The sequence below is a fragment of the Streptomyces sp. NPDC050610 genome, from assembly GCF_040654875.1.
In the GTDB taxonomy this organism is placed as follows: Bacteria; Actinomycetota; Actinomycetes; order Streptomycetales; family Streptomycetaceae; genus Streptomyces.
Map to the genome: position 1 here is coordinate 249,877 of NZ_JBFAIV010000008.1, position 22,097 is coordinate 271,973.

Here is a 22,097-nt window from a genome sequence, read left to right on the forward strand (position 1 = left end):
CCCGCCCCCGCGCGGCGCTCACCCGGTGTTCGGCGCTCGCCGGGCCCGGCGCCCGCCCCCGCCTGGCGTCCGCGCGCCGACAAAATGCCTTGCCGCACCGGCCGCCGCCGAGCACGATCGGCCTTGTGCGCCCTGTGAACGCCAATTCGCCCGTCGCCCCCGCAGCCCTGCGGTTCGGCGAGATCCCCGAAGCCCACCTCGACCGCGCGCTCGACCACGCGGCCCTGGTCTTCCACGAGTCCTACGACGAGGACGCGCGCGTCGGCCACCGCACCTTCCTGAAGCGCTGCGAACGCGTCGGCGCGTACGACGGCGAACAGCTCGTCGGACTGCTCGCGGCCGTACCTCTCCAGCTCTCCGTGCCCGGCGGTCAACTGCCGTGCGCCGGCGTGACGTTCGTGTCCGTCGCGCCGACCCACCGCCGGCGCGGCGTGCTCACCGGCATGCTCGGCGAACTGTGGCGGCTGTGCGCCGCGGCCGGCCGGCCGCTCGCCGCACTGTGGGCCTCCGAGGCCGCGATATACGGCCGCTTCGGCTTCGGCCCCGGCACGCAGCTCCAGACCGTGGAGATCGACTCGGTCCGCCCGCTCGACCTCCGCGTCACCCCCGACCCGCGCCCGCTGCGGCTCATACCCGCCGCCGACGCGCCCGCCCTCGTCGGCCCCCTCTACGAGGCGAACCGGGCCGAGCGCGCGGGCCGCCTCGCCCGCGACGCGTACTGGTGGCGGGAGATCGTCCTGCCCGAGAAGGCCGAGGACGACGACGAACTCGGCCCGCCGCGCGTCGTCGTCCTCGGCGCGGACCCGCCCGCCGGTTACGCCGTCTACCGGGTCCGCGACAGCGGCGGCGACACACCCGACACCGTGCAACTCATCGAGCTGGAAGCCGAGACGGCCGCCGTCGCGGCAGCCCTGTGGAAGTACCTAGCCGACATCGATCTGACCGGGCGGGTACGGACCTACGGACGCCCCGCCGACGACGTGCTGCCCCTGATCTCCGGCGACCGCGACCAGGTCCGCGTCGTCGGCGAGTCCCCCGCCCTCTGGATCCGCCTCGCCGACGTACGCGCCGCCCTCACCGCCCGCTCCTGGGCGGCCCCCGTAGACCTCGTACTCGACATACGGGACGCGGCGATCCCCGCCAACGAGGGCCGCTTCCGCCTCACGACCGACGCCAAGACCTGCACCTGCGAGCCGGTCACCGACCCCGCCGACCTCTCGGTCGACATCCGAGAACTGTCCGCCTGCTACCTGGGCGGCACCCGCCTCGTCCACTACCTGCGGGCCGGCCTCATCACCGAACACACTCCGGGCGCCGCCCGCGTCCTGGACGACGCGCTCCACACGGAGTACCTGCCGTTCACCACCGACGGATTCTGACCCGGGCTCCGTGAACGGTCCGCAGGAGGCCGGTGACCCCACCCCGGGGCGCCGGCCTCCCGCGCGGACACGGGGCCGCCCTGTGCGAGTCGCCTAACGTGGAAAGCCGCAAGGCCGAAGCCGCCCAGCAGCGCAGGAGGATGCCGTGAGCGACAGCACGTGGGTCAGCACCTCGATGCCGTACCTGACGCCACGGCGGGAGGGGCAGTCCGATGCCTGGGGTGCGGAGGCCGCCGCCCGAGGGGGCAAAGGCGATCAGCGCATCACGCACGCCGGCGAAGTGCCGGCGTCGGAGGAAGTGGCCGACCTCCTCGGCGTGGCCGTCGGAGACGCGGTGGTCGTGCGCCGCCGCGTCATCCAACTCGACGGAGACCCCTGCGAGCTGACTGACACCCACTACCCGGCGGGCATCGCTCGCGGTACGCGGCTCGCCGAGAAGGGGAAGATCCCCGGCGGGGCCGTGACCCACCTCGCCGAGCTCGGGCACGTCGGCGTACGAGTCCGGGAAGACGTCACCGCGCGCATGCCCACCGCCGACGAGCGCGAAGCCCTCCGCCTGGGCCGGGACGAGCCTGTCCTCCGGCTGAGCCGGGTCACGCTGGACGGGGACGACCGGCCGATCCAGGCCGACTTGATGGTGATGCCGGCCCACCGGCAACGGCTGCGCTACGAGACCAGGATTGGATGACAGTGACCGACACCGACTCCGGCTTCCCCGACCGGCGCTCGCTGCACGAGCGGATCGCTTCCGATCTCCGGGACGAGATCATGTGCGGCGACCTGCCTCCCGGAGCCAAGCTGCCCTCCACGGTCCAGCTCAAGGCGAGGTTCGACGCCTCCAACGCCACCATCCAGAAGGCGCTGCAGCTGCTGAAGGACGAACAGCTCGTCATCGGGCGTGCCGGAGCGGCCGTCACCGTACGCGAACACCGGCAACGGACCATGCGTCCCGCCTCCTACATGGCTCCGGCGGGTGCGGGGGCGGCCTACCGCTGGCTCACCGAGGCCACGAAGCACGGTGCGCGGACGGCGCGCAGCATGCTGCTGGACGTGACGGAGATCCAGCCTCCCGCCGATGTCGCGGACGTCTTGAACCTCGCAGATGGCGAGACAGCTCTGCTGCGGCATCAGCTCCTCTCCATCGATGACGAGCCGGTCGAGCTGGTCAGGTCGTACTATCCGATGGCCTTGGCCCGGGGAACGGCCATTATGGAAAAGCGCCGGATCAAGGGCGGCACGCCCGTACTCCTCGCCGAACTCGGATTCCCGCCGCGTCTGAGCGTGGACCGGGTCTCCGCGAGGATTCCCACCCAGGAGCAGTACCGCGCCCTCAAGCTTCCCGGCGGCCTGCCCGTGCTGCGTGCGCTGCGCGTCGTCTACAGCGACGACGAGCGGCCCATCGAAGCCACGGTCATGGTGATGGCCGGCCACCTCCACGAGCTTCAGTACGAGTTCACGGCGGATTGACCGCCGTACGCGCCCGTAGAGCGGAGGCACGCCAGCGGGCCCGGACCGATCGGCATCGGTCCGGGCCCGTGACGGCGCTCAGGGAGTCACTTCTTGAAGGCCGCCGTGCCGTTCGGGGTGCCGAGGCCGGTCGGGCCGTCGTAGCCCTTGCCGGCCTTGCACAGGTAGTCGGGGGTGCAGCTGCCGTTGGAGCCGCTGGTCACGTCGTTGAGCGACGTGGCGTGGGCGTAGGCGTACGAGGCCGGGGTGTCGCCGGAGGCCGGGGCGCCCGCGAGGGCGTAGACCGAGGCGATGATCGGGGCGGAGGCGCTGGTGCCGCCGAAGACGTTCCAGCCGCTGGCCTGGTAGCTGTTGTAGACGGCCACGCCGGTGGCCGGGTCGGCGACCGCGGAGACGTCGGAGACGGAGCGCTTGGCGCAGCCGTCGTCCTTCTGCCACGACGGCTTCTTGCCGTACTTGGAGCAGCCGGAGCCCGCGCCCTGGCCGCCGAAGGAGGAGCCCCAGGCGGACTCGGACCAGCCGCGCGAGCCGCCGCCGCTGTGCTTGAGCGAGGTGCCGCCGACAGCGGTCACGTACTGCGAGGACGCCGGGTACTCGACGCCGTAGCCGCTGTCACCGGAGCTGACGGTGATGGCGACGCCCGGGTGCTTGAAGTACTTGGTGTCGGAGGCCGGGTCGGTCGAGTCCTCGCCGCCGCCGTAGCTGTTGGAGACGTACTTGGCGCCCATCTTGACCGCCTGGTTCACGGCCGTGCCCAGGTCGTCCATGCTCGCGCTCTTGGCCTCGACCAGCAGGATGTGGCACGAGGGGCAGGTGGCGCTGACCATGTCGACGTCGAGGGATATCTCGCCGGCCCAGCCGGCGTCGGGCGTCGGGTAGTTCTTGCCGCCGTTCTGGTCGACCTTCTTGAAGCAGCCGTTGGCGGTGGTGCAGGCGGGCAGCCCGTACTGCTTGCGGTACGTGGCCAGGTCCGACTCGGCCTTCGGGTCGTCCTGGGCGTCGATGATCGCCACCGTCGCGTTCGAACCGCCCGACTTGGGCAGGTTGTACGCGCCGCGCAGATCGCTCGGCCCGAAGCCGGACGGGGTGGCGTTCGCGCCGAGCGCCCGGTGCTGCTTCACATCGGTGCGGGCGACGGCGTTGCACGCCATGTCGCCGGGGTGCGCGGGCTCCGCGCAGAGCCGGTGCGTGTGCACGGCGGCGGGGGTCGCGTCCTGCGGCGCGCTCGCGGGCGCGGCGGACGACGGGGTGGCGGCGACCATGCCGCCGGTGATCAGGGCCGCTGCCGACAGCAGTGCCGGTGCGCCGCGGCGCACCAGCGCTCTCACGCGGTTGTCTCGCTTCGCTTGCAATGAACTGCCCTCCGTGGGGGGTGGGGGTGTCCGGCGGGCAGTTCCGGATCGGATTGTCAAGGGCATGACAACCAGAAATTCCTTCGCCGCCCGGCGAATCCTTGGTTGGCGCACGTTCACTGGGGGTGCCACCCCGGTCAGTGGTGGCTCCCGTCGAAAATAGTGAAAACCTGTCCCAAGGGGCTACCGGACTATGGCAAAGCCTTTCCCTCCCGAGGCAACGTTCGGCATATACCTTGTCCTGTCATGGAGTTGGACGAGGGATCGGTCGGCGACCTGGTCGCGCTCGGACTGGCGCGGTACGAGGCGCGGGTCTATCTCGCCCTGGTCGCGCGCGAGTCGTACACCGCGGCGGAGGTCGCCCGCGAGGCGGACGTGCCGCGCCAGCGGGTCTACGACGTGCTGGACGCGCTGGTCCGGCGGCGGCTCGCCAGTACGAGTCCGGGGCGGGTGGCGAGGTTCTCGGCCGTCACGCCGGAGCTGGCCCTGACCCGGCTGATGGCGGTTCAGCGCGAGTCCCTGGACCGGATGGAGCGGGTCTCGGAGGGGCTGGCCGCGGCGCTTCAACCGATCTGGTCCGACGGGCGCACGCGCACCGACCCGCTCGACTACATCGACGTACTCCGCGACCCCAAGGCCATCGCCGAGCGCTTCGCCGACATCCAGCGCCAGGCCCGCCGCGAACTCCTCAGCTTCTGCCGCCCGCCGCTGCTCGCCTCCGCCGAGAACGCCGAGGGCATCAAGGCGGTCCGGCGGCTGCGCCGGGCGGGCGGCACCGTGCGCGCCGTCTACACCACCGGCGCGCTGGCCGACGCCGTGGTGCTGGCGAACGTGCGGAGCTTCGCCGAGGCGGGGGAGGAGGCGCGGTTCGCCGCCGAGCTGCCGCTGAAGCTGATCATCGCCGACGGCTCGCTGGTGCTCTGCGACATGCCCGACCCGGTGGCGGGCGCCGCCTCCTCCACCACGCTCTACATCGAGCACCCGGCGCTGGCCGGCTGCCTGCGCCTCGCATTCCAGACGGTGTGGGAGTCGGCGGCCACGGCGGGTGAGGTGGGTGAGATGGGAGAGGTAGGGGAGGCGGGTGTGCGGGAGCAAGGGCCGGAGGCGAGGTGAGCGGACGGCGCGGCCTCCGGGGGAATGAGGCGTGAGTGACGTCCGTAAAAGATCGGAAGAGCGGCGACCACGACCGGCGCGCGGCGTGACGTGTGACGCGCGCCCCAGCACCCCAGGGCGGGTGGTGTGCTTGCCCAAGTCACGGAGCGGCCCGCGCGACCGGGACCGTGAGGCGCCCACGTGAGTGGGGCCCGCGTGAGCGGGGCCCTCGCGGCCGAGGCCGTGAGGCGCCCGCGCAGGCGTGGCGCGAGCGACCCGCGTATGCATGACGTGAGTGACCCGTGAGACGGACGTGATAATTCCGTTTGCCCTGGACCGGGGCCGTATTCTCGGATCATGACCTGGTCCAGCGCGCTGAAGGAGACGGCCCGTAGCGGGCTCACGATCGAACGGACCAGACTGGAGCCCCTCGTCGCCATCCGCGGCGCGTGCGGCGTCGCGATCGTCATCGGCGGGGCCTTGTGGTTCGCCTCCCCGACGCTCGCCGTCTCCTCCGCCTTCGGCGCGTTCTCGGCCGGCATCGCCACCTTCCAGCGCAGTTGGCGACCGCGCCCCGTGCTCGCCCTCGCGGTCGCGGCGGGGCTCGCGATCAGCACGTTCCTCGGCTATCTGGTCGCCGCGCACCCCGTGGCGTTCGCCGTGCTGCTCGCCGTCTGGACGCTGCTGGCCGGCATGGCGTGGGCCGTCGGACCGGTCTCCGGGCTGGTCGCCTCGCAGATGGTCGCGGTCATGCTGGTCACCGTCACGCTGCCGACCTCGATCCTCGGCGCGCTCCAGCACGCGGCCCTGATCGCCTGCGGCGGCCTGGTCCAGGCGGCGCTCATCGTGCTGTTCCCGATAAGACCCTGGGGCATCCAGCGCGACGCGCTCGCCGACGCGCTGGCCGCCGAGGCCGACTACGCGCGCCGGCTCCGCCACGACCCGGTCGCCCCCTTCGACCCGCAGCCGCTGATGGACGCCCGCAGCGCCGCCGCCGTGACGCCACGTCAGGCCAAGCGGCGGCCGAACCAGTTGAGCGGCTACCGGGGGCTGGCCGAACGCGTCCGGCCCGTGCTGGCCTCGCTCGCCGACCCGGTGGTGGGCGCGCCCGCCGAGGGGCCCGAACGCGACCGGGCCCGCGACCTGCTGGGCGCCGCCGGCACCGTACTCGACGCGGTCGCGCACGCCATCCGCTGGGGCAAGCCGCTGCGGCTGCCGGCCGAGGCGATGGCGGTCCTGGAGGTGCCCGAGTCCGGGCCGGTGCTGCACGGCGCGGCCCGCCGCAGCGCGCTGCGGCTCATCGCCCTCCTCGGCGACGTGGTGGACTCCACCGACGGCCCGGTCGAGGTCGCCGCCCCCGCGGGCGAGGAAGGCGGGGGCCGGCGGCATCTGCGACGGACGACCATGACCGGGTTCGTGCCGGTCGCGCTGCGGGCGCTGCGCCGCGAGGCCCGCTGGACCTCGCCCGTTGCCCGGCACGCGGTACGGGTCTCGGCCGTCGCCTCCGTCGGCTACGTCGTGGGCCACAGCCTGCCGCTCGGGCACGGCTACTGGGCGCCGATGGCCTCCGTCATGGTGATGCGCCCGGACTTCGCCCAGACCTACTCGCGCGGCGTCGCGCGCTTCATGGGCACGCTCGTGGGCGTGCTGCTCGGCGGCGCCGTGATGGCGCTCGTGCACCCCGGCATGTACGTGTGCGCGGTGTTCGCCGTGCTGTGCGTGACCCTCCAGTACCTGCTGCTGCGCACCGGCTACATCGTGCTGTCGGCGTGCATCAGCGCCTACGTCGTCTTCCTGCTCGGCATCGCGGGCACCGAGTGGTCGCAGACCGTGCTCTCGCGCGTGGCGCTGACCCTGCTCGGCGGCGTGCTCGCGCTGATCGCGTACGCGCTCTTCCCGGCCTGGGAGACGCCGAAACTGCGCGACCGGCTCGCCGAGTGGCTGGAGGCGGGCGGCAGTTACAGCCTCGCCGTCATCAGCCTCTTCGCCGAGCCCGCCGCCCGCCCGCCACGCCGCGTGCGGGAGGCGCTGCTCGACACCCGGGCGGCGCGCGTCGCCTGGGAGCAGGCCGCGGGCCGGGCCCAGAAGGAGCCCGTACGGCACCGGGGGCTCTCGCGCTCCGCCGAGCGCTCGGCGGAGACCGCGCTGACCACCATGGGCCGCGTGACGATGCTGATGGAGGCGCACCTGCCGGACAAGGACGCCGAGCCGAACGACGACGCCGCCCAGTTCGTCGAGGCGCTGCGCGCCGCGCTGCCGGACGCCGTCGCGGCCGTACGGGAGCGCCGGGAACTGGACTGGTCGCAGCCGCACGAGGTGCTCGCCAAGTGGCGGGCCCGGGTGGGCGACGAGGGCGTAGCGGTGCGCGGCGCCGAGCTGTTGACGGACGCGCTGGACGAACTGGCCCGCGCCCTGACCCGCGGGCCGGGCGGCCGCAATCGAGCGGCCCGGCGAACGTGAGAGGCGCTCCCGCGCCGCGCCCGTGAGACGCTCACGCCATGTACGTGGCGATCATTTTGATGGAGTCGGCCGCCGACAGCCCTGGCCGCCGGCCCCTGTACCGGGAGGACGTGGCGCTCATACACGCCCCGGACGAGGCGACGGCGCGGCTCCGCGCCGAGGAGCGCGGCCGCGGCGCCGAGGCCGCCTTCCTCAACGAACGCGGCGAGATGATCTGCTGGCGGCTGCGGGCCGTCGTCGACGTCGCCGCGGTCCTGGACGAGGACCTGAGCCACGACGCCGACCTCTACGCCCGGCACTTCCGCGACCTCGATGCCTACGAGCGCTTCGAACCGCTGCTGCGCGGCGAGGAGTTGTAGGAGAAGAGGCCCGCCAGGTGCCGGTCGATCAGCCGCAGCGCCTCGGCGGGGGCGTACACCTCCAGCAGGGCGAAGCTCGTGAGCCCGTCGGCCAGCGCGATCAGCAGCATGGCCTCGTCGTCCGGGTCGCGTTCGGGGGAGACCTCGCCGCGCTCGACGGCCTGCCGCACTTGGGCGGCGAAGAAGGCCCGTAGCGCCGGAACGCCCTCCTGCGCGTGGCGGCGCATCCGCTCGTCGTGCACGGCGCGCGCGAAATAGGCGACCTGTACGAGGTTGCCGGCGCGGCTCTCGTCGTCCAGGGGCAGCATCTCCACCAGGCAGTGGCGCAGGATGTCGCGCGGCGCGGGGGTGCCGGGAAGCGCCTCGACGCGCTCGCGGATGCGCTGCTCGCCGAGGCCGCTGATGTAGTCGAGGGCGAAGACGAACATCTCGTCCTTGCTCGTGAAGTAGTGCTGGAGCCGGCCCAGCGAGATGCCGGCCTCGGCGGCGACGTCGCGCAGGCTCGCGCCGTCGAGGCCGCGCGTGGCGGCGATGCGCCACAGGGCCTCGGAGATCTGCCGCCGCCGTTCGTCGTGGTCCACCCGCTTGGGCACGCGCCTGCCGTCCTCTCGCCGCTCCGTCGTTTTGCAAGTCATTCGTATTGCTATAGCTTGTCGGCAACGCAATACGAGCGACTTGGAAAGGTTACGGGGACGAGGACGATGACGGCAGCGACGACACCACCACCCCGCCCGACACCGCCACCCCGCCCACCGGCCGTGCTCCGGCCGCCGCGCCACCGCGTCGACCCCCGCGCCCGCCGCTGGTGGACCCTCCAGGCCCTGCTCACCTTCAGCGGTCCGGCGCTCCTCGCGGCCGCCGCCCTGCTCGCCTCGTCGCTGCTCTTCTTCCCCGGCGCACTGCCCTGGCTCGGCCCGCTCCTGCTCGCCGCCCTCGCCGCACCCGCCCTCGGCTACCTGTGGGCCATGCCGCGGTGGCGCTACCGCGTGCACGCCTGGGAGGTGGGGGAGCTGGCGGTATACGCGGCCGCCGGCTGGTACTGGCGCAAGCGGCGCATCGCCCCGCTCTCGCGCGTACAGACCGTCGACACCGTACGCGGCCCCCTCCAGCAGTTGTTCGGGCTCGCCACCGTCACCGTCACCACCGCCTCCACGGCAGGCGACGTGAAGATAGCCGGGCTACGGGCCGCCGACGCCGAAGCGCTGGCGGACCGCATCAGCGCCGCCGCGCAGCTCGTACCGGGAGACGCAGCGTGACCGCCGCCGCGCAGCTCGTACCTGGAGATGCTGAATGATCGCCGCCGCTCAACCCGGTATCTGGAGACGTCGAATGACCGCCGCCGCCCACCCGGTACCCGGAGACGCCGCATGACCGCCGACCGCACCCCCTGGCGCAGCCTCGACCCCCGCACCCTCGCCGTGCACTGCGCCTGGCTCGGCGCACCGCTCGGTTCCCTCGCCCTCACCGCCCTGGCCACCGGCGGTCGCCTCGACACCCGCGCCTGGATCACGCTCGGCGCCATCGCGGCCGCCTTCGCCTGTGTCACCGCCGCCGGACTCATCACCTACCGCCGCACCCGCTACCGCGTCACCGCCGACGCTTTCGAACTGCGCACCGGCCTGTTCACCCGGCGCTCCCGCACCGTCCCCCTGCACCGCGTCCGCAACGTCGACCTCACGGCCAACCCCGTGCAGCGGTTCTTCGGCGTGACCGTGCTGCGCGCCGGAACGGCCGGCTCCGACGGCGGCAGCGGCGAACTGCGACTGGAGGCGCTCTCCCGCCCCGCCGCCGAGCGGCTGCGCGCCCAACTGCTGGCCCGCGCCGGCACGGACCGCCACGCCGACCCCGTACTGGCCGCCTTCGACCCGCGCCGCCTGCGCTTCGCACCGCTGACCTTCTGGGTGTTCGGCGGAGTCTTCGCCGCGGCCGGAGCCGCCTACCGGGTACTGCACGAAGTCGGCCTGGAACCCTGGCAGTTCGGCTTCGTGCGCCGCGTCTTCGAAGACTTCGGCAACAGCGCCCTATGGCTCACCATCCCGCTCGCCCTGCTCGCGGTCGCCGCGGTGGGCAGCGTCGGCGCCGTCGTGCTCTACGTCGAGAACTGGTGGAACTACCGCCTGGAATGGACCGACTCCGCCACCCTCGGCGTCCGCCGCGGCCTGCTGACCACCCGCGCCGTCTCCATCGAACGCGCCCGCCTGCGCGGCGTCGTCCTCCGCGAACCGCTCCTCCTGCGCGCGGGCGGCGGGGCGACCGTACGAGCCGTGGCCGCCGGCCTCGGCGACCGCGACGAGAACCGCAGACGCAGCGCCGTCCTCCCCCCGGCGACCCGCGCGGAGGCCCTGCGCGTGTGCGGCGGAATGCTGACCGGGCTCGCCCCCGACGCGTCGCTGGAGGGACACGAGCTCACCCCGCACCCCCGCCCGGCCCTGCGCCGCCGTACGGTCCGGGGCGCGGTCGGCGTCGTACTCCCCGTAACTCTCGCGCTGACCGTACTGGGCGCGCTCCTCACGCCCGTACTCCTGTACTGCGCGGCGGGTTTCGCGCTGGTGGCCGTCCCGGTCGTCCGGTGGCTGGCGCGTGACGCCTACCGCGCGCTGGGACACGCGATCACCGGCCGATGGCTGCTCATCCGCTCCGGCACCTTCACCCGCGACACCGTCACCCTGGACCGGAACGCCGTCCTGGCCTGGACATTCACCGACACCCCCTTTTCCCGCCGCGCCGCCCTCGTCACCACGACGGCCGCGGTGGCGGCGGGCGAGGACGGCTACCGCATCCGCGACATGTCCGCCGGGGAGGCGGCGGAGTTCGCGGACGAGGCGACGCCGGGGATCGTCGGGGAGTTTTTGGTAGCGGGGACGGTGTCGCACCGGGCTCGGTAGGGGGCGCGGAGAACAGCGTTATGGGTCACGTCCAGCCGGTTCGTACGGACAGGGCTCGACCGAATTCAGCCCGTCAGGGAGCACCTCCCAGCGGTAGCTGGGGGAGTTTGAGGACCGCGGCCCGGGGCGCAGCCCCGGTAACAGACCCGCACCCGGCACGGGCCCCGCCCCCGGCCATCAACCGGCCCGTCAGGGCCCCTTCACCGGCCCCGGATCGTCGCCCGCAGATACTCCCGGTTCATCGCCGCGATGGACGGCAGCGGAATCCCCTTGGGGCAAGCGGTGGCGCACTCACCGGTATTGGTGCAGCCGCCGAACCCTTCCGCGTCCATCGCCTCCACCATGTCCAAAACCCGCGCCTCGCGCTCCGGCGCGCCCTGCGGCAGCACATTCAGGTGGTTGACCTTCGCGGAGGTGAAGAGCATCGCCGACCCATTGGGGCACGCCGCCACGCAAGCCCCGCACCCGATGCACTCGGCATGCTCGAAGGCGAAGTCGGCGTCGGCCTTGGGAACGGGCGTGGCGTGGGCTTCCGGGGCGGCGCCCGTCGGCACGGAGACGTAGCCTCCGGCCTGGATGACCCGGTCGAAGGCGGAGCGGTCCACGACCAGGTCCCGTACGACGGGGAAGGCGGCGGCCCGCCACGGTTCGATGTCGATGGTGTCGCCGTCCTGGAAGGACCGCATGTGCAGCTGGCAGGTGGTGGTCCGTTCCGGGCCGTGCGCCTCGCCGTTGATGACCAGGCTGCACGCGCCGCAGATGCCTTCGCGGCAGTCGTGGTCGAAGGCCACGGGGTCCTCGCCGCCCAGGATCAGTTCCTCGTTGAGGGTGTCGAGCATCTCCAGGAACGACATGTCGGCGGAGATTCCGTCGACCTCGTAGGTGGCCATGGAGCCGGCGGCCTCGGGGGTGCGCTGGCGCCAGACGCGCAGGGTGAGCTTCATGCGTAGCTCCGCTGGGTGGGGTGTACGTATGCGAAGACGAGGTCTTCCTTGTGCAGGACGGGCGGCGTGCCGGTGCCGCTGAACTCCCAGGCCGCCGCGTACGAGAACTCCTCGTCCTGCCGCGCGGCCTCGCCGTCCGGGGTCTGGGACTCCTCTCGGAAGTGGCCGCCGCAGGACTCGGCGCGGTGCAGCGCGTCCAGGCACATCAGCTCGGCGAGTTCGAAGTAGTCGACGATCCGGTTGGCCTTCTCCAGCGACTGGTTGAACTCCTCGCCGGTGCCGGGCACCTTGATGCGCCGCCAGAACTCGTCGCGGAGCTGCGGGATGCGGTCGAGCGCCTTGCGCAGGCCCTCGTCCGTACGGGCCATGCCGCAGAACTCCCACATGATCTCGCCGAGTTCGCGGTGGAAGGAGTCGGGGGTGCGGTCGCCGTCGACGGCCAGCAGGAGGTTGAGCCGGTCCTCGGTGTCGGCGACCGCCTCCTGTACGGCGGGGTGCTCGGCGTCCAGGGCGTCCTCGCCGGCGCGGTGCGGATTGCGGGCGAGGTAGTCGTTGATGGTGGACGGCAGCACGAAGTAGCCGTCGGCCAGGCCCTGCATCAGGGCCGAGGCGCCGAGCCGGTTGGCGCCGTGGTCGGAGAAGTTGGCCTCGCCGATCGCGAAGAGGCCGGGCACGGTGGTCTGGAGGTCGTAGTCGACCCAGAGTCCGCCCATCGTGTAGTGCACGGCGGGGTAGATTCGCATCGGCGTCTCGTACGGGTTCTCGGCGGTGATCCGCTCGTACATGTCGAAGAGGTTGCCGTACTTCTCCTCGACCGCGGCCCGGCCCATTCGCGCGATGGCGTCCGCGAAGTCGAGGTAGACGCCCTGCCCGCCGGGGCCGACGCCGCGCCCCTCGTCGCAGACGTTCTTGGCGGCGCGGGAGGCGATGTCGCGCGGCACGAGGTTGCCGAAGGCGGGGTAGATCCGCTCCAGGTAGTAGTCGCGCTCGTCCTCGGGGATCTCGGCGGCCGGGCGGGTGTCGCCCTTGGCCTTCGGTACCCAGATGCGGCCGTCGTTGCGCAGCGACTCGCTCATCAGCGTCAGCTTGGACTGGTGGTCGCCGGTGCGCGGGATGCAGGTGGGGTGGATCTGGGTGAAGCAGGGGTTGGCGAAGTACGCGCCGCGCCGGTGGGCCCGCCAGACGGCGGTGGCGTTGGAGTTCATGGCGTTGGTCGACAGGTAGAAGACGTTGCCGTAGCCGCCGGACGCGAGCACCACGGCGTCCGCGAAGTAGGTGTCGATACGGCCCGTGACCAGGTCCCGGGCGACGATGCCGCGCGCCCGGCCGGCCACCACGATCAGGTCCAGCATCTCGGTGCGCGGGTGCAGTTCCACGTTGCCCGCGCCGATCTGCCGGCTGAGCGCCTGGTACGCGCCGAGCAGGAGCTGCTGCCCGGTCTGGCCGCGCGCGTAGAACGTCCGCGAGACCTGGACGCCGCCGAACGAGCGGGTGTCGAGCAGCCCGCCGTACTCGCGGGCGAACGGCACGCCCTGCGCCACGCACTGGTCGATGATCTCGACCGAGACCTGGGCGAGGCGGTGGACGTTGGACTCGCGGGCCCGGAAGTCGCCGCCCTTGACGGTGTCGTAGAAGAGGCGGTGGATGGAGTCGCCGTCGTTGCGGTAGTTCTTGGCGGCGTTGATGCCGCCCTGGGCGGCGATGGAGTGGGCGCGGCGCGGCGAGTCCTGGTAGCAGAACTGCACGACGTGGTAGCCCTGTTCGGCCAGTGTCGCGCCGGCGGCGCCGCCCGCGAGGCCGGTGCCCACGACGATGACGGTGTGCTTGCGGCGGTTGGCGGGGTTGACGAGCTTGGCCTCGAAGCGGCGGCGGTCCCAGCGGTCGGCGATCGGCCCGTCAGGGGCCGCGCTGTCGGCGACGGGCGCACCGAGGGAGTAGTCGGTGTAGGGCGCGAAGCCGGCGGTATCGCTCTGGTTCTTGATTCCGTTGCTGTCGGTCATGTCAGCTCACGGCTCCCGTCATGACGGCCACGGGAACGGCGATGAACCCGCAGGTGAGGAGTAGGGCCAGGCCGTTGGCCAGAACCTTGAACAGCCGGTCGCGGCGGGCGCTGCCCGCGCCGAGCGTCTGGGCGGCACTCCAGAAGCCGTGCCGGATGTGCAGGCCGAGGGCGAGCATCGCGACGATGTAGACGGCGCCGCTGTACCAGGTGCGGAAGGACGCCACGACGTTCTCGTACGGATGACCGGCCTCGGCGCGCGGATTGACGGTCAGCGTCGTCAGGTCGAGCAGGTGCCAGACGATGAACAGGCCGAGGATGACGCCGCCCCAGCGCATCGTGCGGGTCGCGTAGCTCGCGCGCCGCCGCTTGCGCTCGTACTTCGCGGGGCGGGCGGCGAGGTCGCGGCGGCTGAGCTGGTACGCGGCCACGGCGTGCAGCACGACGGCGGCCGCCAGGCCGACGCGGGCGATCCACAGGAACCACTCGTAGTGCAGGACCGGCTCGCCGATGGTGCGCAGCCAGTGCGCGTAACCGTTGAAGTCCCCGGAGCCGAAGAAGATCTTGAGGTTGCCCAGCATGTGGGCGACCAGGAACGCCAGCATGACCAGGCCCGAGACGGCCATCACGGCCTTCTTGCCGATGGTCGAGCGCCATACGGAGCGGACGAGGGACGCCTTCGGGGGCCCCTGCTTCCCCAGGGGCTCCCGCTTCTTTCGGGGCGGCCGTCGATCGCTTCGATCCGGCCGAGTCGCCAGTGCCATGGAATTCGACGCTACGGAGCGGCCCGCGATCCGTCCAAGACATGCTAAAGCTCGTTTCCATAGCCATTGCCTATGCGGCTTCTATGCTGAACACATGCAGCTCCACCAGCTCCGCTACTTCGCCGCCGTGGCCGAGACACGCCACTTCACCCACGCCGCGGAGCGGCTGCACGTGGCCCAGCCGTCGCTGTCCCAGCAGATCCGCGCACTGGAGCGGGAACTGGGCGCGGACCTCTTCCACCGCGCCCGCGGCAACATCACCCTCACCGACGCGGGCGAGGCGCTGCTGCCGCTGGCCCGCCAGATCCTCGCCGACACCGAGACCGCCCACCGCGAGGTCCAGGAGGTCGCCCAGCTGCGGCGCGGCCGGGTACGCCTCGGCGCCCCGCCGAGCCTCTGCGCGAGCCTGGTGCCGGACGTGCTGCGCGCGTACCACGCCCGCTACCCCGGCATCGAACTCCTCGTCGACGAGGACGGCTCGCAGGACCTCGTACGGACCCTGGCCGCCGGCGAACTCGATCTCGCCCTCATCATCACGCCGCTCGCGGGCGGCGCCCCCGCCCTCGCCGCCACCGAACTGCTCCGCGAGGACCTGGTCGCCGTCTCCTCCTACGTGTCCCCGGCTCCCGCCCCCGCCCCACTGCGCGTGGCGGACCTCCAAGGCCACCCCATGGTCATGTTCCGCCGCGGCTATGACCTGCGCGAATACACCATCGCGGCGTGCCGCGCCGCCGGTTTCGAGCCGTCGTTCACCGTGGAGGGCGGCGAAATGGACCCGGTCCTCGGCTTCGTACGCGCCGGGCTCGGCCTAGCCGTCGTCCCCGGCATGGTGGCCGCCCGCTCCGGCCTGCGCGTCACCCCCTTCGCCCCCGCCGAAGACATGCGCCGCACCATCGCGGTCGCCCACCGCAAAGACGTCGCCCCGCCCCGCTCGGCCCGCGAGCTGAAACATGTACTGCTGGAGCACTTGCACGCTACGGAGGGGGAGGGGATGGGACTGTGACGGGGCGCGCCCCCTACCGGCTGGAAGCCGTCGCCGCCTTCCAGTGGCCGATGATCTCGCCCTTCGCCGCCTCCAGGGCGGAGTCGAACTCGCCGCCCGCGGGCGCGGGCAGGCAGAAGGTCTCGCCGTCCTTCAGCGTCAGCCGGATGCGGTAGAGGGGGATGCCGCGGCGCCAGGGGACCCCGTCCTGCTGCACGTCGGCGGAGATGCTCTGGATGTCGTGCCAGGGAACGAAACGGCGCCGCAGCGGGGTGCGCGTCCGGATGCCGTCGGGTCGGAGGCGGGTGCGGCCGGCGGTGAAGTTGTAGCCCACGAGTGCGGGGACCGTGATGATCAGCCCGATGAGGAGCAGTACGGCGACCTGGTTCTGCCCGCTGCCGCGCGGCCGCTCGGCGACGTGTTCGCCGAGTGCGTCCCAGCCGAGCACGAATGTGACCCAGCAGAAGGAGAACACGCCCGCGATGGACGCGACGGCGGCGCACCACTGCCACCAGCGGGAGATGGGGCGGTATTCGATCGTTTGCACGCTTTTACCTTACGTGCATCGGCGTCCGCTTCCCGCGCCGGAAGCGCGGGCGGCCCGGCCCCCGGCGCGTACGCCCAGGAGCCGGACCGTCAACCGCTGTCAGCCGTAGGTCAGTTCAGCTTGATCTCCGGCTTGTGCAGGTCGAACCAGGTGGCCACGTCGAGCGCGCGCTCCATGCGGGTGCGCTCCTGGGAGGTGATCGTCGCCTTGTCGGCGGTCGCCGCCGCGCGGACCTGGCTCTGGTCGAACAGGTCCAGGGCGGAGTGGCCGGAGGAGAGGAGGTCCATGGTCTGGGACTGGATGGCGGCGACGTAGCGGGGGTCGAAGCTGCCGGGGTAGCCGCTCTTCTTGCGCTGGACGACGGAGTCCGGGAGCAGGTCGCGGGTGGCCTCGCGCAGGATGCTCTTCTCGCGGCCGTCGAACGTCTTCAGCGACCACGGGGTGTTGAAGACGTACTGGACGAGGCGGTGGTCGCAGAACGGCACCCGGACCTCCAGCCCGACCGCCATACTCATCCGGTCCTTGCGGTCGAGCAGCGTCTGCACCATGCGCGTCAGGTGCAGGTAGCAGACCTGGCGCATCCGCTTCTCGTGGCCGCTCTCGCCGTCCTTGAGCGGGGCCTCGGCGACCGCCGAGGAGTAGCTGTCGTTCAGGTAGGTCTGTAGGCCGAGGCTGTCGGTGAGTTCGCCGGAGAGGGCGCCCGAGAGGTCGAGTATCGAGCCCTTGGCCATCCACGGGAAGACGTCCGCCTTGGCGCGCTCGTCGTGGAACCACGGGTAGCCGCCGAACACCTCGTCCGCCGACTCGCCCGACAGCGCCACCGTGGACTGCTCGCGGATCGCCGCGAACAGCAGGTAGAGGGAGTTGTCGCGGTCGCCGAGCCCGACCGGCAGGTCGCGGGCGCCGACGGCGGCGCGCCGCACGGCGGGGTCGGACAGCGCCGTGCCGTCCAGCACGATGTCGCTGTGGTCGCAGTCCACGTGCTCCTTGACGGCGTGCACGAACGGGGTGTCCTGCGTCGGGGCGATGTCCTCGGCGCGGAAGTTCTCGGCCTGGTCGGGGAAGTCGACGGCGAAGCTGCGCACGGTCTCGCCCTGCGCGCCGAGCTGCTGGGCGGCCAGCGCGGTCATCGCGGACGAGTCGAGCCCGCCGGAGAGCAGGGAGCAGCGCGGCACGTCGGCCACCAGCTGCCGGGCGATGATGTCCTCCAGCAGCTCGCGCACGTGCGCGACGGTGGCCTCCTGGCTGTCGGTGTGCTCGGTGGCCTCCAGCTTCCAGTAGGCGCGTTCCCGCAGGCCGTTGCGGTCGAGTACGGCCAGGTGGCCGGGGCGCAGTTCGCGCATCCCGTCCCAGATGGCGAAGCCGGGGGTCTTGGTGAAGGAGAAGATCTCCCGCAGCCCGTCCGCGCCGACCACGGGGGCGGCCAGCGGGTTGGCGAGGATCGCCTTGGGCTCGGAGCCGAACAGGACGCCGTCGTCGGTCTCGTAGTAGTAGAAGGGCTTGATGCCCATCCGGTCGCGGATCATGACGAGCTTCTCGGTCCGCGGGTCCCAGATGGCGAAGGCGTACATGCCGTTGAGCTTGGCGGGCAGCTCTTCGCCCCACTCCAGGTAGCCGCGGAGCACGACCTCGGTGTCGGAGTCGGTCTCGAACCGGTGGCCGCGCCGGCGCAACTCGTCGCGCAGCTCGACGTAGTTGTACGCCTCGCCGGAGTACACCATCGCGACGGTGCCGTTCTCGGTACGCGCCTCCATGGGCTGCGCGCCGCCCGGGAGGTCGATGACGGCGAGCCGGCGGTGGCCGAGAGCGGCGCGCGGGGTGACCCAGGAGCCCTGGGCGTCGGGCCCTCGGCAGGACATCGTCTCGGTCATGGCGTCCACGGACTCCTGGTGAGCCGTCAGATCACGTCGGTAGGAGATCCAGCCAGTGATGCCGCACACAGCGATCAACTTCTTTCGCCACGGGGGTAGTGGAGGTTGCCTGTAGCTACCATCTACCTGTCGGTGGCGGTCCCACTACCCACCGCAAGGAACCGGATCTGTGGCGTTTCTCACCGGTAAATTCCTGTTAACGAGACGTTTCGCGCGGGGTGTTGGGCGAAGGGCGGCGCTCCGCTCACCCCCACAGCGCCCGCGCGATCGCGGCCCCCGTGAAGGCGGCCCCGAGCCCGGCGACCACGCTCGCGACAGCGTTCGCGACCGCGAAGAACCGCGCCCCGCTCTCGGCCAGCCGCAGCGTCTCGTACGAGAACGTCGAGTACGTCGTCAACGCCCCGCACAGCCCCGTGCCGAGCAGCAACTGCGCATCGGACGAAGCGGCCCCGGCCGCCACCGCGCCCGTCACCAGCCCCAGCACCAGGCACCCCGCCACGTTGACCGTGAAGGTCCCCCACGGGAAGAGCGAGTCGTGCCGGCCCTGCACGCTCCGGTCGGTGAGATAGCGCAGCGGGGCCCCGGCCATGGCCCCGACGACGACCAGCAGCCAGTTCACGCCCGCCCCTCCTCCGTACGGCCCGCCGCCGGGCCCGCGCGGTGGGCGCGGCGCACGGTCTCGGTGAACGGCGGCGGCCTGCGGTGCCGGGTGTCGTTCTCGTCGATGACGACGGTCGGGTGGAGCGATTCGTTGTCGAGCTGGGTGGTGTTCATCGTGGTTTCCCGGCTTGTCGTGTCCTGCGAGCTCACCTCCGAGCTCACCTCCGAGCTCATCGTGTTCTCCAGGCGATCGCGCGGCGGGTCAGCCGCGCCGCGGCCCAGACCGCCGCGAGGGCGGCGAGCAGGGTGGCCGCCAGATAGGCGAGGCCGGTCGCGGCGCGGTCGCCGTCCACCAGGTGCTGGATGTCCACGGCGTAGGTGGAGAAGGTGGTGAAGCCGCCGAGCACGCCGGTCCCGAAGAAGGGCCGTACGAGCCGGTGGGCCGACCACGCCTCGGTGACCAGCACCAGAAAGACGCCGATCACCGCGCAGCCCGCGACGTTGACGAAGAGGGTGGTCCAGGGGAACGTGCCCGCCGCCGTGGGCCACAGCAGGGACGCCCCGTACCGGGCCGCCGCCCCCAAACCGCCGCCCGCGGACACGGCGCAGAGGACCGGGAGCTGCCCGCGCGCGGCCGGAGCGCGCCGCGCGGGCGGGGGGATATCGGGGTCGACGGGCTCTTCCACCGCCGGGGGCCGTGACTGGCCCATGGGCATGCCTCCTACTCGCCGGGCGTCCGGCCGGGCCGTGGCTCCGGCTCCGGACGCGCTCCATCGCAAGTAGGGACCGTTGGCGGCGTCCGTGCCGCGGTTCGGTACGGCGGGCCCCACCGCCGTGGCGGCGGTCGCCGCGCGTACGCGGACGGCGGTGATCGCTGCCGTTCTCCAGCCTACCCCGCACCCCTCGGGGCCGCCCGGCCGCTCAGGGCAGCCGCTCCTCCCGGCGCTGTCCGGCCTCGTGGGGCTGTACCTGGGGCTGTCCCTGGAGTTGTCCGGTGGCCGCTCAGGGCTGCCCGACCGCCGCCAGGTAGGCCGCGGTGCGGTCCGCGTCCATGATCCACTCGGGGGCGTCGGAAGGGTCGACGTAGACATTGGCGAGGCGGTGGGCGACCTCGGGATGCCGGGACGCGGCGTCCAGGGCCCGCCCCACGTGCTCGGGCGGTGCGAGCAGCAGGTTGCTGAACGCCGACGCGTGCCGCGCCCGCTCCCAGAACGCCGCGAAGGCGTGCTGCATCCAGGGCCGGTCGAAGGGCTGCTCCCCGTGGTCGAGGACCGACCGCAGATAACTCGCCGCGCAGTGTGCCGCGTTGTTGGCGCCCTGCCCCGCGACCGGGTCGTTGACGACGACCGTGTCGGCCATGCCGAGCACGTACGAACCGGGCCCGACCTCGGCGACCGGGTGGCGGACGGTCGGGACGACGGAGCCGAACAGGGTGGCCTGCGCGTCGGTCGGCTTCGCGGCCGCGAATCGCTCGTACTCCCAAGGCGCGTACGTGCGCATGAGCTCCAGGGACCGCTCCATGACCGCCTCGGCGCCGGGGCGGTCCTGCCAGCAGTCGTACGGCCCGCCCGGGGCCGCCTCCCAGAGCAGGATGTCGCACGGGCCGCTCAGGGTGAGCGCGGGCATCACTATGCACTCGCCCGCCTCCGGCGTCGCGAGCACCCGCATCCGCGGACCCATGCCGTCCGGTTGCTCGTCGGCGGCCGTCACACCGTGCAGATAGACGCAGGCCAGCGTGCGCTGCGGCGCCTCGAACGGGCTGTGCCGGTCGTCCCGCGTGAAGACCTCCGCGAGAGCGCCCCGGCCGGCGGCGACGAGCGTGAGGTCGTACTCGGCCGCGAGGGGGCCGAGGCCGTCGGCCGCGACCGCGCGATGCTCGACGCGCCCGCCGCGCTCCTCGAAGAGCTCCAACCAGCCCGCCATCTTCAGCCGCTGGTCCACCGACTGGGCGGCCCCGTCGAACGACGCCGAGAAGGAGAGGGGCGGCGTGCCGGGCCCGGCGGCGAAACGGAGGTCCAACCCGTCGATGCGGGGCGCCTGTTCATCCCACAGTCGCAGCCCGGCCGCCCGCTCCAGGGCGAGCGCGGGCCCGAACATCACCTGGGTGGACAGGACCCGGCCGGCGCGGATCTCCTCGGCCGTACGGGCCGACACCACCGTCACCTCATAGCCCTCGGCCCGCAGCCCCAGGGCCAGTTGCAGCCCGGCCTGCCCGGCGCCGACGATCGCGATCCTGCGCATCGCTGCCTCCGCGGGCCCGGAGGTCGTTGGCGGGTTGGGTCGTCGGTGCTGCCGGGCCCTCACCCGTTGTAGCGGCGGGCGCAGGACCTGTACAGGGCGTGGTGCGGAGAACGGGCGGGGCCAGGGGACAGGGCGTGGTGCGGAGAACGGGTGTGGCCGAGACGTTGGAGAGGTCGAGAGAGGCCGAGAGGGGGAGAGATCGGGACTACTGCTGCGCGCGCCGCCGACGTACCCTCGGCTGATGCGTCAAGGAAAGCTCATGGGCATCAGCGATCTGCACATCGCGCACCAGGACAACCGGCGCATCGTCGAGGAGTTGCGCCCCGACGACCCCGCCGACTGGCTGATCGTCGCAGGCGACGTCGGCGAGCAGCTCGCGGACGTGGAATGGTCGCTGAAGACGCTGAGCGAGCGGTACGCCCAGGTCGTCTGGGCCCCCGGCAACCACGAACTGTGGACCGTGCCCAAGGACCCGGTCCAACTGCGCGGCGAGGCCCGTTACCGCCGTCTCGTGGAGATCTGCCGCGGCCTCGGGGTGCACACTCCGGAGGACCCCTACCCGGTGTGGTCCGGCCCCGGCGGCCCGGTCGTCGTCGCCCCGCTCTTCGTGCTGTACGACTACACGTTCCGCACCCCCACGGCGGCCACCAAGGAGCAGTCCCTGGCGCAGGCGTACGACGCCGGGGTCGTGTGCACCGACGAGATGCTGCTGCACCCGGACCCGTACCCCACCCGCGACGCCTGGTGCCGCGCCCGCGTCGCCGAGACCGAGCGGCGGCTCGCCGCCGTGAACCCGGAGCTGCCGACCGTCCTGGTCAACCACTTCCCGCTGGTACGGCAGCCCACCGACGTCCTGCGCTACCCCGAGTTCGCGCAGTGGTGCGGCACGGAGCGCACCGCCGACTGGCACACCCGCTTCCGGGCCGCGGCCGTCGTATACGGGCATCTGCACATCCCGCGCACCACGTACTACAACGGGGTCCGCTTCGTGGAGGTCTCGATCGGCTACCCGCGCGAGTGGCGGAACAACCCGCGCCATCCGGGGAAGGTGGCGCGGCAGATCCTGCCGACGCCGGGGTGAGGGAGGGGGCAGGGCGGGGCCGGCCGTGGGCAGCCGGCGCCCTTCCCGGCGGGCTCTGCGTTCCCCGTCGCGCT

The 22,097-nt window shown here is 72.4% G+C and carries 21 protein-coding genes; 10 read left to right on the forward strand and 11 right to left on the reverse strand.

All coding sequences use genetic code 11. The features are described 5' to 3' along the window. Window positions 1-125: 125 nt before the first annotated feature. From AB0I22_RS13335 to AB0I22_RS13345, 3 genes are all read left to right on the forward strand, one after another. Complete coding sequence (locus AB0I22_RS13335; protein ID WP_363130851.1) at window positions 126-1,379, forward strand: GNAT family N-acetyltransferase; 1,254 nt, start codon at window positions 126-128, stop codon at window positions 1,377-1,379. Between the two features lie 145 nt (window positions 1,380-1,524). Further along, complete coding sequence (locus AB0I22_RS13340) at window positions 1,525-2,067, forward strand: UTRA domain-containing protein (protein ID WP_363130852.1); 543 nt, start codon at window positions 1,525-1,527, stop codon at window positions 2,065-2,067. Then, a complete protein-coding gene (locus AB0I22_RS13345; RefSeq protein WP_363130853.1) occupies window positions 2,064-2,846 on the forward strand; it encodes a GntR family transcriptional regulator in 783 nt (260 codons plus the stop codon). Before AB0I22_RS13340 ends, AB0I22_RS13345 begins: the two co-directional genes overlap by 4 nt. A gap of 86 nt (window positions 2,847-2,932) precedes the next feature. On the opposite strand, the gene AB0I22_RS13350 is transcribed toward AB0I22_RS13345, so the two are convergent. Then, window positions 2,933-4,165, reverse strand: coding sequence for a S53 family peptidase (locus AB0I22_RS13350; protein WP_363130909.1), 1,233 nt, complete (start codon window positions 4,163-4,165; stop codon window positions 2,933-2,935). A 279-nt stretch (window positions 4,166-4,444) separates the two neighbouring features. On the opposite strand from AB0I22_RS13350, the gene AB0I22_RS13355 reads away from it, so the two are divergent. The 3 genes from AB0I22_RS13355 (at window position 4,445) to AB0I22_RS13365 (ending at window position 8,109) form a co-directional block, all read left to right on the forward strand. Then, the gene (locus tag AB0I22_RS13355) at window positions 4,445-5,311 is read left to right on the forward strand and encodes a helix-turn-helix domain-containing protein (RefSeq protein WP_363130854.1); all 867 of its coding nucleotides are present in this window, start codon (window positions 4,445-4,447) and stop codon (window positions 5,309-5,311) included. Window positions 5,312-5,647: 336 nt separating this feature from the next. Continuing rightward, window positions 5,648-7,750, forward strand: a complete 2,103-nt coding sequence (locus AB0I22_RS13360) for an FUSC family protein (RefSeq protein WP_363130855.1) — start codon at window positions 5,648-5,650, stop codon at window positions 7,748-7,750. A 38-nt stretch (window positions 7,751-7,788) separates the two neighbouring features. Then, window positions 7,789-8,109 carry a DUF4288 domain-containing protein gene (locus AB0I22_RS13365; protein ID WP_362157340.1) on the forward strand — a complete coding sequence of 107 codons (321 nt, stop codon included), beginning with the start codon at window positions 7,789-7,791 and terminating at the stop codon, window positions 8,107-8,109. Here AB0I22_RS13365 and AB0I22_RS13370 read toward each other — a convergent pair. Continuing rightward, window positions 8,067-8,744, reverse strand: coding sequence for a TetR/AcrR family transcriptional regulator (locus AB0I22_RS13370; RefSeq protein ID WP_363130856.1), 678 nt, complete (start codon window positions 8,742-8,744; stop codon window positions 8,067-8,069). The genes AB0I22_RS13365 and AB0I22_RS13370 overlap by 43 nt on opposite strands. A gap of 66 nt (window positions 8,745-8,810) precedes the next feature. Here AB0I22_RS13370 and AB0I22_RS13375 point away from each other — a divergent pair, with 66 nt between their 5' ends. Continuing rightward, on the forward strand, window positions 8,811-9,365 hold the full coding sequence (locus AB0I22_RS13375) for a PH domain-containing protein (RefSeq protein WP_363130857.1): 555 nt from the start codon (window positions 8,811-8,813) through the stop codon (window positions 9,363-9,365). Between the two features lie 111 nt (window positions 9,366-9,476). Beyond that, a complete protein-coding gene (locus AB0I22_RS13380) occupies window positions 9,477-10,994 on the forward strand; it encodes a PH domain-containing protein (protein WP_363130858.1) in 1,518 nt (505 codons plus the stop codon). 200 nt (window positions 10,995-11,194) lie between these two features. Here AB0I22_RS13380 and AB0I22_RS13385 read toward each other — a convergent pair whose 3' ends face one another. The 3 genes from AB0I22_RS13385 to AB0I22_RS13395 are packed head-to-tail and all read right to left on the reverse strand — an operon-like array spanning window position 11,195 to window position 14,701. Continuing rightward, the gene (locus AB0I22_RS13385) at window positions 11,195-11,938 is read right to left on the reverse strand and encodes a succinate dehydrogenase/fumarate reductase iron-sulfur subunit (RefSeq protein ID WP_363130859.1); all 744 of its coding nucleotides are present in this window, start codon (window positions 11,936-11,938) and stop codon (window positions 11,195-11,197) included. Beyond that, the gene (locus AB0I22_RS13390) at window positions 11,935-13,938 is read right to left on the reverse strand and encodes a fumarate reductase/succinate dehydrogenase flavoprotein subunit (protein WP_363130860.1); all 2,004 of its coding nucleotides are present in this window, start codon (window positions 13,936-13,938) and stop codon (window positions 11,935-11,937) included. Before AB0I22_RS13390 ends, AB0I22_RS13385 begins: the two co-directional genes overlap by 4 nt. Window position 13,939: 1 nt before the next feature. Then, a complete protein-coding gene (locus AB0I22_RS13395; protein WP_363130861.1) occupies window positions 13,940-14,701 on the reverse strand; it encodes a succinate dehydrogenase cytochrome b subunit in 762 nt (253 codons plus the stop codon). A 94-nt stretch (window positions 14,702-14,795) separates the two neighbouring features. Between AB0I22_RS13395 and AB0I22_RS13400 the strand changes: the two genes are divergently transcribed. Continuing rightward, a complete protein-coding gene (locus AB0I22_RS13400; RefSeq protein ID WP_363130862.1) occupies window positions 14,796-15,704 on the forward strand; it encodes a LysR substrate-binding domain-containing protein in 909 nt (302 codons plus the stop codon). A 13-nt stretch (window positions 15,705-15,717) separates the two neighbouring features. On the opposite strand, the gene AB0I22_RS13405 is transcribed toward AB0I22_RS13400, so the two are convergent. The 6 genes from AB0I22_RS13405 to AB0I22_RS13430 all read right to left on the reverse strand — a co-directional run bounded on the left by AB0I22_RS13405 (window position 15,718) and on the right by AB0I22_RS13430 (window position 20,942). Then, complete coding sequence (locus AB0I22_RS13405; protein ID WP_363130863.1) at window positions 15,718-16,230, reverse strand: PH domain-containing protein; 513 nt, start codon at window positions 16,228-16,230, stop codon at window positions 15,718-15,720. 110 nt (window positions 16,231-16,340) lie between these two features. Further along, window positions 16,341-18,170 (reverse strand): asparagine synthase (glutamine-hydrolyzing), encoded by a 1,830-nt coding sequence (gene asnB, locus AB0I22_RS13410; RefSeq protein WP_363130864.1) that lies wholly within the window; start codon window positions 18,168-18,170, stop codon window positions 16,341-16,343. A gap of 175 nt (window positions 18,171-18,345) precedes the next feature. Further along, entirely contained in the window at window positions 18,346-18,720 is a 375-nt protein-coding gene (gene crcB / locus AB0I22_RS13415; protein WP_363130865.1) for a fluoride efflux transporter CrcB, read from the reverse strand. Then, a complete protein-coding gene (locus AB0I22_RS13420) occupies window positions 18,717-18,875 on the reverse strand; it encodes a hypothetical protein (protein ID WP_363130866.1) in 159 nt (52 codons plus the stop codon). Before AB0I22_RS13420 ends, crcB begins: the two co-directional genes overlap by 4 nt. A 56-nt stretch (window positions 18,876-18,931) precedes the next feature. After that, window positions 18,932-19,411: a CrcB family protein gene (locus AB0I22_RS13425; RefSeq protein ID WP_363130867.1), complete on the reverse strand. Its 480-nt coding sequence runs from the start codon at window positions 19,409-19,411 to the stop codon at window positions 18,932-18,934. A 292-nt stretch (window positions 19,412-19,703) separates the two neighbouring features. Then, window positions 19,704-20,942 (reverse strand): styrene monooxygenase/indole monooxygenase family protein, encoded by a 1,239-nt coding sequence (locus tag AB0I22_RS13430; RefSeq protein WP_363130868.1) that lies wholly within the window; start codon window positions 20,940-20,942, stop codon window positions 19,704-19,706. 241 nt (window positions 20,943-21,183) lie between these two features. Here AB0I22_RS13430 and AB0I22_RS13435 point away from each other — a divergent pair, with 241 nt between their 5' ends. Beyond that, window positions 21,184-22,023 carry a metallophosphoesterase gene (locus AB0I22_RS13435; protein ID WP_363130869.1) on the forward strand — a complete coding sequence of 280 codons (840 nt, stop codon included), beginning with the start codon at window positions 21,184-21,186 and terminating at the stop codon, window positions 22,021-22,023. The last annotated feature ends 74 nt before the right edge of the window (window positions 22,024-22,097 follow it).